General features: G+C 60.7%; 12 protein-coding genes. 2 read left to right on the top strand and 10 right to left on the bottom strand.

Annotation, left to right across the window (positions count from 1 at the left end; all coding sequences use genetic code 11):
- Positions 1 to 25: 25 nt before the first annotated feature.
- The 4 genes from dxs to PY649_RS19580 all read right to left on the bottom strand — a co-directional run bounded on the left by dxs (position 26) and on the right by PY649_RS19580 (position 4,418).
- Positions 26 to 1,942, bottom strand: a complete 1,917-nt coding sequence (gene dxs / locus PY649_RS19595; RefSeq protein WP_285870282.1) for a 1-deoxy-D-xylulose-5-phosphate synthase — start codon at positions 1,940 to 1,942, stop codon at positions 26 to 28.
- A gap of 125 nt (positions 1,943 to 2,067) precedes the next feature.
- Positions 2,068 to 2,991, bottom strand: a complete 924-nt coding sequence (locus tag PY649_RS19590; RefSeq protein WP_285870281.1) for a pirin family protein — start codon at positions 2,989 to 2,991, stop codon at positions 2,068 to 2,070.
- A 231-nt stretch (positions 2,992 to 3,222) separates the two neighbouring features.
- Complete coding sequence (locus PY649_RS19585) at positions 3,223 to 3,474, bottom strand: exodeoxyribonuclease VII small subunit (RefSeq protein WP_285870280.1); 252 nt, start codon at positions 3,472 to 3,474, stop codon at positions 3,223 to 3,225.
- Positions 3,475 to 3,476: 2 nt separating this feature from the next.
- Complete coding sequence (locus PY649_RS19580; RefSeq protein WP_285870279.1) at positions 3,477 to 4,418, bottom strand: histone deacetylase family protein; 942 nt, start codon at positions 4,416 to 4,418, stop codon at positions 3,477 to 3,479.
- A 169-nt stretch (positions 4,419 to 4,587) separates the two neighbouring features.
- Here PY649_RS19580 and PY649_RS19575 point away from each other — a divergent pair, with 169 nt between their 5' ends.
- Complete coding sequence (locus tag PY649_RS19575) at positions 4,588 to 4,989, top strand: acyl-CoA thioesterase (protein ID WP_285870278.1); 402 nt, start codon at positions 4,588 to 4,590, stop codon at positions 4,987 to 4,989.
- A gap of 42 nt (positions 4,990 to 5,031) precedes the next feature.
- Here PY649_RS19575 and PY649_RS19570 read toward each other — a convergent pair whose 3' ends face one another.
- The 3 genes from PY649_RS19570 to PY649_RS19560 are packed head-to-tail and all read right to left on the bottom strand — an operon-like array spanning position 5,032 to position 6,903.
- Positions 5,032 to 5,595 carry a biotin transporter BioY gene (locus PY649_RS19570; RefSeq protein WP_285870277.1) on the bottom strand — a complete coding sequence of 188 codons (564 nt, stop codon included), beginning with the start codon at positions 5,593 to 5,595 and terminating at the stop codon, positions 5,032 to 5,034.
- Positions 5,596 to 5,623: 28 nt separating this feature from the next.
- Positions 5,624 to 6,226: an energy-coupling factor transporter transmembrane component T family protein gene (locus PY649_RS19565; RefSeq protein ID WP_285870276.1), complete on the bottom strand. Its 603-nt coding sequence runs from the start codon at positions 6,224 to 6,226 to the stop codon at positions 5,624 to 5,626.
- Complete coding sequence (locus tag PY649_RS19560; RefSeq protein ID WP_285870275.1) at positions 6,226 to 6,903, bottom strand: energy-coupling factor ABC transporter ATP-binding protein; 678 nt, start codon at positions 6,901 to 6,903, stop codon at positions 6,226 to 6,228. The genes PY649_RS19565 and PY649_RS19560 overlap by 1 nt, the downstream gene beginning before the upstream one ends.
- Positions 6,904 to 7,011: 108 nt before the next feature.
- Here PY649_RS19560 and PY649_RS19555 point away from each other — a divergent pair, with 108 nt between their 5' ends.
- A complete protein-coding gene (locus tag PY649_RS19555) occupies positions 7,012 to 8,205 on the top strand; it encodes a winged helix-turn-helix domain-containing protein (protein WP_285870274.1) in 1,194 nt (397 codons plus the stop codon).
- Positions 8,206 to 8,266: 61 nt separating this feature from the next.
- On the opposite strand, the gene PY649_RS19550 is transcribed toward PY649_RS19555, so the two are convergent.
- The 3 genes from PY649_RS19550 to ribB all read right to left on the bottom strand — a co-directional run bounded on the left by PY649_RS19550 (position 8,267) and on the right by ribB (position 11,932).
- Positions 8,267 to 9,307 carry a hypothetical protein gene (locus PY649_RS19550; RefSeq protein ID WP_285870273.1) on the bottom strand — a complete coding sequence of 347 codons (1,041 nt, stop codon included), beginning with the start codon at positions 9,305 to 9,307 and terminating at the stop codon, positions 8,267 to 8,269.
- Positions 9,308 to 9,315: 8 nt separating this feature from the next.
- On the bottom strand, positions 9,316 to 10,287 hold the full coding sequence (locus PY649_RS19545) for a hypothetical protein (RefSeq protein WP_285870272.1): 972 nt from the start codon (positions 10,285 to 10,287) through the stop codon (positions 9,316 to 9,318).
- 541 nt (positions 10,288 to 10,828) lie between these two features.
- The gene (gene ribB / locus PY649_RS19540; protein ID WP_285870271.1) at positions 10,829 to 11,932 is read right to left on the bottom strand and encodes a 3,4-dihydroxy-2-butanone-4-phosphate synthase; all 1,104 of its coding nucleotides are present in this window, start codon (positions 11,930 to 11,932) and stop codon (positions 10,829 to 10,831) included.
- Between the last annotated feature and the right edge of the window lie 7 nt (positions 11,933 to 11,939).

Raw genomic sequence — 11,939 nt, 5'->3', positions numbered from 1 at the left:
GCGCCCGCGCCAATAGGAACCGCCCTTAACCAGCCGCCTCGATGATGCGGCTGCGACCCAGCGCCTTGAACACCGTCTGCACGATACCGGCCCGGTCGAGGCCGGCTTTCGCGTTCATGACCTCCGGCTTGGCCTGTTCCATCCAGATGTCCGGCATCACCAGCGTGCGGATCTTCAGGCCGTTGTCGAGCAGTCCTTCGGTGGCGAGGAATTGCATGACGTGGCTGCCGAAGCCGCCGACCGAGCCTTCCTCAATGGTGATCAGTACCTCGTGGTGGCTGGCAAGCTGGCGGATGAGATCGCGGTCCAGCGGCTTGGCGAAGCGAGCGTCCGCGACCGTGGTCGGCAGTCCGGCAGCGTCGAGATCTTCCGCGGCGGCGAGGCTGTCGGCCAGACGCGTGCCGAAGGACAGCAACGCCACTTTCGATCCCTGCTTGACAATGCGGCCCTTGCCGATCTGAAGAATTTCACCGCGCTCGGGCAGCTCGATGCCGACACCTTCGCCGCGTGGGTAGCGGAAGGAGATCGGGCCAAGATCGTAGGCGGCAGCCGTGCGCACCATGTGCTTCAGCTCCGCCTCGTCGGAGGCGGCCATGACTACGAAGCCGGGCAGGGTAGCGAGAAAGGCCGTGTCGAAGGAGCCGGCATGGGTCGGTCCGTCCGCGCCGACGAAACCCGCGCGGTCGATCGGGAAGCGCACCGGCAGACCCTGGATCGCGACATCATGCACCACCTGGTCATAGGCGCGTTGCAGGAAGGTGGAATAGAGTGCAGCAAATGGCTTGAACCCCTCGGCGGCGAGGCCTGCCGCAAAGGTGACGGCATGCTGTTCGGCAATGCCGACATCGAAACAGCGGGTGGGGAAAAATTCCTGCAGCTTGTCGAGGCCGGTTCCGTTCGGCATGGCGGCCGTGATGCCGACGATCTTCTCGTCCAGCATGGCTTCCTGCACGAGGGCATCGGCAAAGACGCTGGTGTAGCTCGGTGCGTTCGGCTTGACCTTGGCCTGGGCGCCGGTGATGACGTCGAACTTGTTGACGCCGTGATATTTGTCCGCCGCCGCTTCGGCAGGGGCGTAGCCCTTGCCCTTTTGCGTCACGACATGGATCAGCACCGGGCCTTGTGCATGGTCCCGTACATTACGCAGGACCGGCAGCAGGTGATCGAAGGAATGGCCGTCGATCGGGCCGATGTGATAGAAGCCCATCTCTTCGAACATCGTCCCGCCGGTGACGTAGCCCCGCGCATGTTCGACGGCGCGGGTAATGGCGCGGTCGACATTCTTGCCGAGGTAGGCGGTCAGCTTCTTGCCGAAATCGCGAAAGCCCATATAGGTGCGGCCCGAGGCGAGGCGGGCGAGATAGGCGCTCATGGCCCCGGTCGGCGGTGCGATCGACATGTCGTTGTCATTGAGGATGACGATCAGCCGGGCGTCGAGGGCGCCGGCATTGTTCAGCGCCTCATAGGCCATGCCGGCCGACATCGCGCCGTCGCCGATGACCGCGATGACGCGGCGATCGGTCTTGTCGAGTTCCGCGGCGACCGCCATGCCGAGGCCGGCGGAGATCGACGTGGAAGAATGTGCGGCGCCGAAGGGATCGTATTCGCTCTCCGCGCGGCGAGTGAAGCCGGAAAGCCCGTCTTCCTGGCGCAGCGTGCGGATGCGCTCGCGGCGACCGGTCAGGATCTTGTGCGGATAACACTGATGGCCGACGTCGAAGATCAGGCGATCATTGGGCGTGTCGAAGACATTGTGAATGGCAATGGTGAGTTCGACGACGCCGAGGCCGGCGCCCAGATGTCCACCCGTGCGCGATACCGCATCGATCATCTCGTCGCGGAGCTCGCGGGCAAGTTGCGGCAAGTCCCGGTCCTCCAGCTTTCGCAGGTCGGAAGGATATTGGACCTGGTCCAGCAGGGGTGTCTCTGGCATGTGTGTCAAGGCTGAAGCCTCTTTCTTGCTATTCTTGGGCGGCAGCCCGCCTTTATCTCAAAACAGATTGCGGCAAAAGGCGCCGAATTCAAGGAGTTCCTGAACAAGAAACATTTGGCATTGTTATGAACTCGTTAGCTTTCCGGCAAAGGAATAAACTCTTCCTCGTCTCCCGGCACGATGTCGAAGCGGCCGGTGCGCCATTCTTCCTTGGCCTTTTCGATGCGTTCCTTGGAAGACGAGACGAAATTCCACCAGATATAGCGCTTCGAATTGAGCGCTGCACCACCAAAAAGCATAAGATGACAGCCATTTTCGGCCGTCTCCAGGGTGATGGCGTCGCCGGGGCGGAAGACAAGGAGCTGATCCTGCTCGAAACGGTCGCCCGCAACGATGAGCGAGCCGGAGAGAATATAAGCCGCGCGCTCCTCATGTCCCGCGCCGAATGGAAACTTCGTGCCGGGCTGAAGCTGCAGATCGACGTAAAGTGTGTCTGAGAAAGACCTTACCGGCGATTTGAGGCCTTCGAAACTGCCGATCACGACGCGCCCGGTCACGCCGCCATCGGCGATGGTCGGCATTTCGTCTTTTTCCGTATGGGCGAAGGAAGGGTCGATCTCCTCCTTGTCGTCGGGCAGGGCGAGCCACGTCTGCAGGCCGGACATGGCGAATGGATGATCGCGCAGATTTTGCGGCGTGCGCTCGGAATGCACGATGCCGCGCCCAGCCGTCATCAGATTGATGTCGCCGGGACGAATGACCTTTTCCGTGCCCAGGCTATCCATGTGGCGGATTTCCCCGTCAAAAAGATAGGTCACGGTCGATAGGCCAATATGCGGATGCGGCCTCACATCCAGTGCTTCGCCGGGCCTGAGCACCGCGGGGCCCATGCGGTCGAAAAAGATGAACGGTCCGACCAGCCGCCGCCGGCTGCTCGGAAGCGCGCGGCGCACGAAGAATCCGCCAAGATCGCTGGTGCGCGGAATAATGAGATGCTCGATCGCGTCACAGGCGAAAGCGTCGCCGGGCAGTGGATCTTTGCCAGGAAAGAAGGACATGGCGGGATCTCCATTGAGTTGCGGATTAACTTAGCCGGAAAGAGGAATGAGCGATAGCCGGAGCTGCCGGGATACCGCAACCTGTGGCTTGGCTGCCGAAAGAGCGTGAGCCGATGGGCTGCATCATCGCCTGCTTTGCTCCCCAATATCTAGCATCCGCCGTCGTGGCAGGGTGCCCAGGCGCCTTCTTGCTCAATGCGGCGAGCACGGCCTCCTGTCGAGGGTGGTGTCTTACTGTCCGTCCAGCGGCTCCGTCCCCTGCGGCTTGCCGGCTCGGTCGAGCCTGATCTTCTCGATGCGGTTCTCGGCTGTGGAGAGCAGGGCTTCGCAATGCTTCTTCAGCGCTTCACCGCGCTCGTAGATGGCGATGGATTCGTCGAGCGCCACGTCGCCGCGTTCCAGCCGCGCAACGATGCTTTCGAGCTCCGCTACGGCCTTTTCGAAGGAATAGCCGGACACATCCACTTTGGCGTTTTCGCTCATCGTCAACCCTTCATCATGCGCAGAATATGCAAGCCCGCCGATTCGGCGAGGCCTTCCAGATCATAGCCGCCTTCGAGCAGGCTGACGACCCGGTTCTTGGCGCTGCGGTCGGCAGCCTCCAGGATACGCCCGGTCGCCCAGTCGAAATCCTCGCCGGTCAGGTTCAGTTGCGCCAGGGGATCGCGATGATGGGCGTCGAAGCCGGCGGAGATGATGATAAGGTCGGGGCGGAAATCATCGAGCGCCGGCAGGACACGCGATTTGAAGGCCTCCCTGAAATGGTCGCCGCCGGTATTGGGGGAAAGCGGCGCGTTGACGATGGTATTGTGCGTGCCGCGCTCGTCCTTTTTACCGGTGCCGGGGTAGAGCGGCATTTGGTGCGTGGAACAGAAGAGCACCGACGGGTCGTCCCAGAAAATGTCCTGCGTGCCGTTGCCGTGATGCACGTCCCAATCGACGATGGCGACACGCTCGGCCCCGTGAACCTTCTGGGCATGGCGGGCGGCGATCGCCACGTTGTTGAAGAAGCAGAAACCCATGGCCTTGGTCTTCTCGGCATGGTGCCCAGGCGGACGGGCCGCGACGAAGACGTTGTCGGCTGCACCCGAGAACACGTCGTCGACCGCCGCCATTGCCGCACCGACGCCGTGCAGCACCGCCTGCAGCGTCTTCGGGCTGGCATAGGTGTCGGCTTCGAGCTGGTTGATTTCGCCCTCGTCTCCGCTATCGGGAATCGAGCGCAGGACGAAGGTCAAATGCTCTTCCGGATGGGCGAGCAGAACGGCGTCCTCATTGGCGAGCGGCGCCTTGCGCCGGTCCAGCCGCTCGAAGTTCGGATGCTCCAGCGCGATATTCAGCGACCGCAGCCGGTCCGGCCTCTCCGGATGACCCGGAGGGGTGAGGTGTTCCAGGAAGATGGGGTGCTCGTAAAGACGTGTGCTCATGAAACCAAATCTATAGACGGGATGTGACGTCTGCTACAGGGACATGGGCAGTATCACCATAATGTCAACAATCCATCTTAACCACGTTGGGTGACGGCCCGTTTACTTCCTGGGGCGCGATGTTAAGCTTTCGTTAAGGTGCGAGCCGCGCCGGCCAGGGTTTTGCGTGATGATGAGTGTAGAACGATCCGATGTCATCGAGATGCGAGTGCCGCCTCGCGATGTCGACAGGCACGGGCAGATGTTCATCGCCTCATACATCTCTCAGGCGGAAACCGCATTGTCGAAATTCTGGCGCGCCCGGCCGCTGGTCAATGACGAGCCCACCTATATCGCCACCAAAGCCTCCTGCTCGCTGCACCGGGCGCTGCGCTATGACGATCTCGCCCGCTTTTCGGTCAGCGTCAACAAGATCGGCGGCAAGTCCATCGGCTTCCTCGTCATGGTCGAAACCGGCAACGAACTGGCGGCGGAGGTGGAAATCCTCTGGTTGGCCGTGCGCGGCGAGGAACACGATCCCGTGGCGCTGCCGGAAGATACCCGCGACTGGCTCTACAAGTATCTGGACTAGCGTCTTAGCCGATCACGATCCTGTGCGAAAACCGCTTTTTGCTCAGCTCCGCTGCGGCAGCAGGGGATAGCCGACCATGACGGCACGGCCGACGAGGGCGGCGACGACAGCCTTGACGAGATCGCCCGGAACGAAACCCATCGACCCCAGGAACGCTTTGGTGAAGCCGATATTGGCGGCAATCGCGAGCCAGGCAATGCCGAAGGCGTAGAGAACCACGACGCCGCCGATCACAGAAGCGATGAAGAAGCCGATGCCTTGGGCGAGGCCAGTCTGTTCGGCTTTCACGAGCCGCTCCGAAAGATAGCCGGTAACGTAGGCGGCAAAGATCCAGCCGATGAAGAAGCCGGCCGTCGGACCTACGAAGACTGCAAGCCCGCCGCGGCCGCCCGACAGCACCGGCAGACCGATGGCCACCAGCACGACAACGATGAGCACTGCAATCGCGCCGCGCTTTGCGCCGAGCACCACGCCGGCCAGCATGACGCCGAGCGACTGGGCCGTGATCGGCACCGGAATGATGCCGATCGAGATCGGCGGCAACAGGCCGAGCGCCACGATGATGGCGGCAAAAAGCGCGGAGAGGACGAGGTCGCGAGTGGTCATGACGGCTCCATTCGAAAACACTGTCTTTTCAATGCCGCCGAATGCCGCGGGCGTCAATCGCGGCCGCGATATTGTCGGCATCGCGCAGCGTCAGGATGATCAGCGGCGCCAGCGCGGTTGTGATGCGTAATTTGATCCCGCGCGCCTCATGCGCCTCTCGGATGGCGCGATAACGGTCGAGAATTTCCGGGACGAAACGTACGACGAGACCGACCGCAAGACCAATATCGGCAGCCTTGAGCAGGCCAATCTTTTCCAATGGCGCGGCGAGAGCCGTGATCTCGTCGATGAAAGCGGCGATCGACGTCGTTGCCGTCACCGCGGCCGCGAAGAGTACGAGCGCGGTCAGGCGTAGCACTGTGACGACAGCGACATGGAAGGGATTGAAGATCAGGCTGAACAGCGCCACGACGATAATGGTGAGAATGACCGGCCGCAGCCGCCTCAATGCTTCGCCCATCGGTAACCCGCTGCGAAAATAGAGGAGGGCGCCGCCGACGACGGCAAGACTGAGCAGCGTGGGGGAGTTCGTCAGGAACAACAAGATGCCGAGAGCCGCCAGCACGCCGAGCTTCATGCGCGGCGTCAATCGGTGCATCCAGGTGTCGGCATCGACATGCAACGTCCGCATCAGGCGGCCAGCTCCCTGTAGCGTGTGATGGCCTCGCTGGGCGAAGTATCGGCGACGAGGCTGCCTTTATTGAACAGCAGCACGCGATCGAAATCCTCGACCAGCGGCAGGTCATGGCTGATGACGATGACGTGTTCCGGCAGGCCGGCAATGGTTGTCTGCACCAGCGCCCTGTTCCTGAGATCGAGCTGATTGGTCGGTTCATCGAGAATGAGGATATCTGGCCCGGTAACGAGCACGGAGCAGAGGGCGGCCATCTGCAGCTCGCCGCCGGAAAGCTCGTGCGCCCGCCGTTGCGCCAGATGGCCAACACCGAACCGGTCGAGGATGCCGTCCACGGCGGCCTCGATCTCGCTCCGGCCGAGGCCGCGGGCCTTGAGACCGAAGGCGATATCGTCGCGAATGATCGGCAGGATGATCTGGTTCTGCGGCGACTGGAAGATATAGCCGACCTTGCCGAGCACCGATTTGGCGTCGGTGACGGTGTCTAGCCCGTTTACGGTGACCCTGCCGGTCGTCGGTTTGGCAAGTCCGTTGATCAGCCGCGCAAATGTCGTCTTGCCGGAGCCGTTGAGCCCGATCACGCCGATGCGCCGCTCGCTCAGCGTCAGGCTGAGCGGCGAAAGCGCAAGCCGCGAGCCGAAATTCACGCCGGCATTGTCGAAGCGGATTTCCATGCTGCTAGCCCTGTTCCACCCTGATATCGCGGTCCTATAGCTCATCATGAGGAATTATCAAATCAACGCCCGTTTGAAAGCATGGGAATTAATGCCTATGATCGGCATATGACGAATCTGCTTTCAAACCGCGACGCCCGCCGTGTCTTCCTCACCAAGCAGGGGCTTTCCAATCCGCCGAACCGCGCCTTGACCAAGGCCGGGCTGCTGCAGTTGATCCACGATATCGGCTTCGTGCAGGTCGACAGCATCGCGACCGTCGAGCGGGCGCATCATCAGATCCTGTTTTCGCGCAACCAGACCTATCGGCGCGAACATCTGACCGAGCTGCTCGAAAAAGACGGAGCGCTGTTTGAAAACTGGACGCATGACGCTTCCATCGTGCCGAGCGCCTTTTTCGTCTATTGGAAGCACCGTTTCCGCCGCGAGGAGCTCGCGATCGTCGAGCGCTGGCGCAAATGGCGCGGCGAGGGGTTTGAAGCCGCCTTCGAAGAGACCTATGACCGCGTGCTGAAAAACGGCGCCATCACGGCCCGTGAGATAAAGGACGATAATCATACCTCCGGCGGCTGGTGGAACTGGCATCCGAACAAGACAGCGCTCGAATATTTCTGGCGCACCGGCAAATTTGCCATCGCCGGTCGCACCAACTTCCAAAAGGTCTATGATCTCGTCGAACGTGTATTGCCGGAAGCCTTCCACACGCCCGAAGTTGACCACGATGAATTCGTCGACTGGGCCTGCCGCACTGCCTTGCAACGCCTGGGGTTCGCCACTTCAGGCGAGATCGCCGCCTTTTGGGACCTAGTAACGCCGCAGGAGGCAAAGATCTGGGTCGACACGCATCGCGGCGAACTGACGGAAATGCTGATCGAGCCGGCCACGGACGGCAAGCCACGCCCGTCCTTTGCCTTCGCCGGCTTCCCGGCCATGCTCGACAGCTTCCCCGAAGCTCCTGCGCGGATACGCGTCCTCAGTCCGTTCGATCCGACCTTGCGCGACCGCAACCGCACCGAACGCCTTTTTGGCTTCTTCTACCGTATCGAGGTCTTCGTGCCGGAGCCCAAGCGCGAATACGGTTATTACGTCTTCCCGCTCCTGGAAGGAGACCGTCTGATCGGCCGGATTGACATGAAGGCTGACCGGAAGGCGGGCACGCTGGATGTCAAGCGCTTGTGGCTGGAGCCGGGTGTCCGTGCATCGGCCGGGCGGCTGGAGAAGTTGGAAGCCGAGCTGGAGCGGATCGCGCGGTTTGCTGGGGTGGAGAAGGTAGTGTTTTTGGAGGGGTGGAGGGGTATTTGAACGCCATCTTTTCCATAAGGAGAAGGTGACGCGAACTGCCTGCCTACCTCGAGAGCGCGCATCACCGCGGTGAGCTCGGTGCGCTGGCCGTGTCCGTACAACCGTCAATGTAGGGGTGGATCGACCATCGAGAGTCGGGTCGAGCCTGGTGTTCCTTGGTGAGCGCGTTTTGAGATTCCGCATAGCCATCCTGGTAGACTCGAATGATATCGTCGATGTTGGTAGGCCAGTCGCCGTCCCATGGACCAGCCAGGATCTGGGCTTGCACGACCGGATGCAGTTCATTGTGACCTTCGTGGTAGCTGTCGTGAATATGCCCTGCGTCATATACCCAGCGGCCCGTCACCCCCAGGATGGTAGCCCCAGTTCCCGTAGCATTGTTGGTTTCGACGCTCGGCAATCCGGCGTCGCCGGGGCTGGCTGTATCCGAGCTGCTGAATGCGGCGCCGAGGAGTGAGGCAAGGAACGCGAGGAGCGCCAGGATATAGGCGACAACCGCGCCGACGCCGGACATACACAGCGCGAGTGCCGTCAAGGCGGCAAGCAGCGCAAGGATGTTGACGGTCTGCAGGTCATGGATCGACGCGCCTTCCAACTCCACATGCAGAGCTTCGGACTTTGTACCGGTTGTTTTGTCAACCGCCTGGTTTCCGGTAAAAAGCAGGCTATGCGAAGAGGTGGCGACATTCTCGGCCATCAACCTGCCGAATGGCACACTGGCCGCAGCGACGGCTTGACTGACACCGATCGGATTGTGTGGCAACAGGAGGTTCAGGCTATAGTCGGAATCGAGGCTTCCGGGCCAGGTTTTCTCCGAGGGCGGTTCGATACTGATGACCATGCCTACGACGCTTATCGGGCTCTGGTCACCAAGACAGACCAGCCGATAGTTAAGCCACCAGTCGCAATATGCGAGGATCCACACAATTTCAGTGACTACCAAAGCGATCAGCAAGCACCACGGTTCACCACTCGCGATCACCACCAAAACCATGATCGCCGCGTAAATGCCGCTGGTGATCGCCGCACTGATGTATTGGTTCACCGAAATTACGTTGTCAGGCGTCGTGCATTTGGTCCAGGACTTGCCGTCGTTTGCCATGATGCCTCCTAGGTGCCGAGAACAATGAGAGTGACGCCGCCGCTCGTTTTGTCACCCTCATCGAATGTGTTCACGTTGAGCGCTTGCTGACCGGTCCAGCCTTCTGGCGGAGTCGCGACCACGGTGACCGTAAGCTGTTCGCTTGGCTCTAAGGATGGATGATCGGGTGAGATGTCGACCTTCCAACCGGGCGGGAGCAGGTGGGCCGATGGCAGGTGCACCGCCAGCCTGCGTTGCTGCTCCGCCTTTATAACGCCGTCAGTCGGTCGCCGGTCGCTGAAGCAGGGGCCGAGCGGCGGAATGACGTAGCTGTCAACGGTGAATCGATACCGGTGTGGGCGACGGGTGGCGTTGCGTAGCTCGAACTGAAATGTTGCTGGCGAATGTGCGAGTCCAACGTCGGTATTTTTCTGCCCCAGATTGTTGGCAAAGTTGGCATCGTCTGCGGGGTCTAGCAAAGCCTGCAGGCAATAATGACCGGGCTGCGGTGGAGTATGCCAGTCGAAAGAGACGAATCCGGGTTGACTGGCGGCGCCGACAACCCCAACCGAGACCAGTCGTGTGTCGATGGGATTCGACACGGTTCCGATGCCAAAGGAGAGATACGACAAGCGAACTGGCATCTGCACCACGAGAGCATCTAGAGACGCATTCCAGACGCGGACACGCACTTCGTAATGGGTATCTGCGTTCAGCTTGCCTGCCGGAACAGGCACACCACCTTGGAGAATCTCGATATCAGGGTTGTCCCAGGTGACTGCAAGACCAAGGCCGATAAGATAATATTGATCGTAGATCAGGGGGTCAGGTCGGCGGAATGCAGGATGATCGATCGGCACGCAATGCGCCCGCGAGCCCTGTTTGTCGACCCGGCGGTCGTGCAAGCGTCGGCACCAGCGAGAAAGGCGGCGGACTATCTCGATGAGCGCCGGAACCCAGGCGAAGAATACCGCTCGCAGGATTGCCACTATTCCACGCATCGGCTCCCTTTCCGAGATTAACGCCGGGCAATGAACTAATTAGTTGGCGAGGCACGTGCAGTATCGGCAGGCCGTTACTTGAATGTACAAAAAGGCGACGCGAACCGAATGCGGTTTGGTGTGAGGTCAGAGAGAATGCCAGTCTGACAAACAAAGTTTCAACCGAGATGCAGACTTACTGTTGGCTACTTCCGCAGAATCCGCGCCGAAAGGGTATGCATAAACCGCAGGATGCGCTTGCGAAACACCAGAGCGATTAATGCGACAACTGCAAATATGTATAGGAGCTCGGTAGATCCGTCGCCACCGTCGGGAGAGATACCAAACCACGTCTCTATAAAGTCCATGGATGACCTCACCAATCTCAATTGGAAATTGATTTATAACATAACTCTGCCATTTACCTCGCGTCAATCGCCGATTTAGCGTGGCGTTAAGTAGAAATTCTTTTGAACTTACGAAATTCTTTGAGTCAAGCCGCAAGTAGTTCCATCGGCCGACTTCGAAGTAGTTATCTCGCCCAGCGGGCGAGATGAATCTCTCAGCAGATCTCCGTCTTGGCAATCTTGATGCCGAATCCTTCGAGGCCGACATAGTGGCGCTCGCGGCTGGTGAGCAGTCTGATCGAGCTGACGCCGAGGTCTTTCAGAATCTGCGCGCCGAGGCCGATTTCCAGCCATTCACTGTCGCGGGCCTGGGCTTCGGCATGGGTCTCGTGACCGGCCTGGCGGGATTTGCGGCCGTTGTCAAAATGGCCGACGCCCACGGAGCCTTCACGCAGATAGACGATAATGCCGCGGCCCTCGTCGGCGATCTTCTTCATGTAGAAGTCGACCGGACGGCGCTTGCCGAACAGGTCTTCGGCCACATTTTCCGGATGCAGACGCACCGGAATGTCGATGCCGTCGCGGATGTCGCCGAAGACGACGGCGAGGTGCTGCATCGGGTCCCAGGGCAGCGAATAGGTGTGAGCGCGTGCCTTGCCGAACGACGTTTCGAGATCGAAGCTCGCGCCGAGTTCGATCAGCGTTTCCTTGCGCTGGCGATAGGCGATGAGGTCGGCGACCGAGACGAGCTTCAGCCCGTGCTCCTCGGCGAAATCAACCACTTGCTGGCCGCGCGTCACCGTGCCGTCGTCATTGACGAGTTCGCAGATGACGCCGATCGGCGGGAGGCCGGCGAGCTTGCAGAGGTCGACGGCGGCTTCCGTATGGCCCGAGCGCATCAGCACGCCGCCCTCGCGGGCAACCAGCGGGAAGATATGGCCGGGGCGAACGAAGTCGGCCGGGCCGACATTCGGATTGGCGAGATTGCGCACAGTCAGCGTGCGGTCGTCGGCGGATATGCCCGTGGTCGTGCCATGCTTGAAGTCGACCGAGACGGTAAAGGCGGTGGTGTGCGCCGAATCGTTTTCCGCCACCATGGCGTTGAGGTTCAGTCGCTTGGCCTCCTCGCGCGGCATCGGCGTGCAAACGATTCCCGAGGTATGGCGGACGATGAAGGCCATCTTGTCGGGCGTGCAATGGACGGCGGCGACGATCAGGTCGCCTTCATTTTCGCGATCGTTATCGTCCATCACGACGACGATTTCGCCGGCCTCGAAGGCTCGGAGGGCTTCCACGACGCGCTTCTGGTCATAGGGCATGAAAAAA

Source organism: Rhizobium mayense (assembly GCF_030272705.1).
Taxonomy (GTDB): Bacteria; Pseudomonadota; Alphaproteobacteria; order Rhizobiales; family Rhizobiaceae; genus Rhizobium; species Rhizobium mayense.
The sequence above is the reverse complement of the archived record's forward strand: the minus strand, read 5'-3'. Positions and strand labels throughout refer to the sequence as shown.

Bases quoted from the DNA above. Each gene is read 5' to 3' on its own strand.
- PY649_RS19580 (WP_285870279.1), bottom strand. From the start codon at position 4,418: ATGAGCACACGTCTTTACGAGCACCCCATCTTCCTGGAACACCTCACC.
- PY649_RS19575 (WP_285870278.1), top strand. From the start codon at position 4,588: ATGATGAGTGTAGAACGATCCGATGTCATCGAGATGCGAGTGCCGCCT.
- PY649_RS19545 (WP_285870272.1), bottom strand. From the start codon at position 10,287: ATGCGTGGAATAGTGGCAATCCTGCGAGCGGTATTCTTCGCCTGGGTT.
- ribB (WP_285870271.1), bottom strand. From the start codon at position 11,932: ATGCCCTATGACCAGAAGCGCGTCGTGGAAGCCCTCCGAGCCTTCGAG.
- PY649_RS19590 (WP_285870281.1), bottom strand. From the start codon at position 2,991: ATGTCCTTCTTTCCTGGCAAAGATCCACTGCCCGGCGACGCTTTCGCC.
- PY649_RS19565 (WP_285870276.1), bottom strand. From the start codon at position 6,226: ATGCGGACGTTGCATGTCGATGCCGACACCTGGATGCACCGATTGACG.
- PY649_RS19555 (WP_285870274.1), top strand. From the start codon at position 7,012: ATGACGAATCTGCTTTCAAACCGCGACGCCCGCCGTGTCTTCCTCACC.
- PY649_RS19560 (WP_285870275.1), bottom strand. From the start codon at position 6,903: ATGGAAATCCGCTTCGACAATGCCGGCGTGAATTTCGGCTCGCGGCTT.
- PY649_RS19570 (WP_285870277.1), bottom strand. From the start codon at position 5,595: ATGACCACTCGCGACCTCGTCCTCTCCGCGCTTTTTGCCGCCATCATC.
- PY649_RS19585 (WP_285870280.1), bottom strand. From the start codon at position 3,474: ATGAGCGAAAACGCCAAAGTGGATGTGTCCGGCTATTCCTTCGAAAAG.
- PY649_RS19550 (WP_285870273.1), bottom strand. From the start codon at position 9,307: ATGGCAAACGACGGCAAGTCCTGGACCAAATGCACGACGCCTGACAAC.